Source organism: Streptomyces pathocidini (assembly GCF_001418495.1).
In the GTDB taxonomy this organism is placed as follows: domain Bacteria; phylum Actinomycetota; class Actinomycetes; order Streptomycetales; family Streptomycetaceae; genus Streptomyces; species Streptomyces pathocidini.
The window spans coordinates 280-1,396 of sequence record NZ_LIQY01000500.1 but is presented as its reverse complement, the minus strand read 5'-3'; the positions used below and the strand labels follow the sequence as shown (position 1 = coordinate 1,396).

Here is a 1,117-nt window from a genome sequence, read left to right as displayed (position 1 = left end):
TGCGCGGAACCGGGAACGACCGCGAAGGCCAGGGCCGCGGCGCCGGCGGCTGCGATACCCGCGGCCGACAGCTTGTGGGTCTTGGTCAGGCGACGGTAACCGGAGAACGTGGGGACGGGCATGAGTGGACCTCTTCCAATCGCTGGTGTCGCAGAGGCCGGGTCGGTTGACGGCGGGTGCGTGGCTCCCCGAGCGGTGGGGCGCGCTCGCCGTTCCGGCAAGAAGCACCGCCTTCGTTCAGCGGTGCCGTGCGACGAGAGCCATTCTTAGCGGCGGCAAAATGCCCTGGCAAAGGTGTGACGTACTACGCCGCTTCGTGGAACCGGGAGGTCTTTTCCGCCGTCCCGGGCGGCGTTCTCCCCGCTCACGTGGCCTTTATCTGACTCCTAGGGAAGGTCGTAAGTGACGTGGGTTATATGCCTGGCCTCACATCCGAGGGGGGTCCGCCTCACCGGGAGGATTCGCGAAAGCACACAGAGTATGTATCGCCCGATGCGCTCTGACCTGGGCAAATGCGAATGAGGGTCCAGATTTGGGGTTTATCGGGCCGTCGATGGGCGTTCGGCGGGCGTCCTACCCGGCTTCGGAGCACAAACCCCCTGGTCAGAAGCCGTTTTGATCCCATGTGCGGCTTATGTTCCGATTCGACCGACCCAAGCGGCGCCCTCGTAGCGACCCCGTGCGGCTCCCGCACCCCGCAGCCGCGCCTCCCTGCATCGCCTCCCTATAGAGGGACGAGGGCACCGCACACAGGCGGGGCACCTATGGACGGGGGCGCCGCATATAGGGGGAGCGGTACATAGGGGGACGACATGTAGGGGGACGCCATATAAGGGATGGACCCGGCGGGATGTAAGGGAGGGCCTCGGCGGGCGCGCCCAGACCCGTAGCCCTAGGTCTCCGGCCTTGCACCCAGGCCGCCGCAGGCCCGATACGGCCCGGCTGCCCCGTGGGTACCGTGAGCCCATGACCACCGGCTCCGTACCCGAATCGGGGCTCGCCGCCGTGAGCGCGGCGCTCCTCGCGATGAGCAGGCACCTGGAAGTACGCGACGTGCTGCAGACGATCGTCGCCTCCGCCCGCGAGCTGCTCGACGCCGAGTACGCGGCGCTGGGCG

The 1,117-nt window shown here is 67.8% G+C and carries 1 pseudogene; it reads left to right on the top strand.

The annotated features are described in order from the left end of the window. Nucleotides 1-966 precede the first annotated feature (966 nt). A pseudogene (locus tag AOK16_RS28635) lies at nucleotides 967-1,117 on the top strand (diguanylate cyclase); the annotation flags it as partial.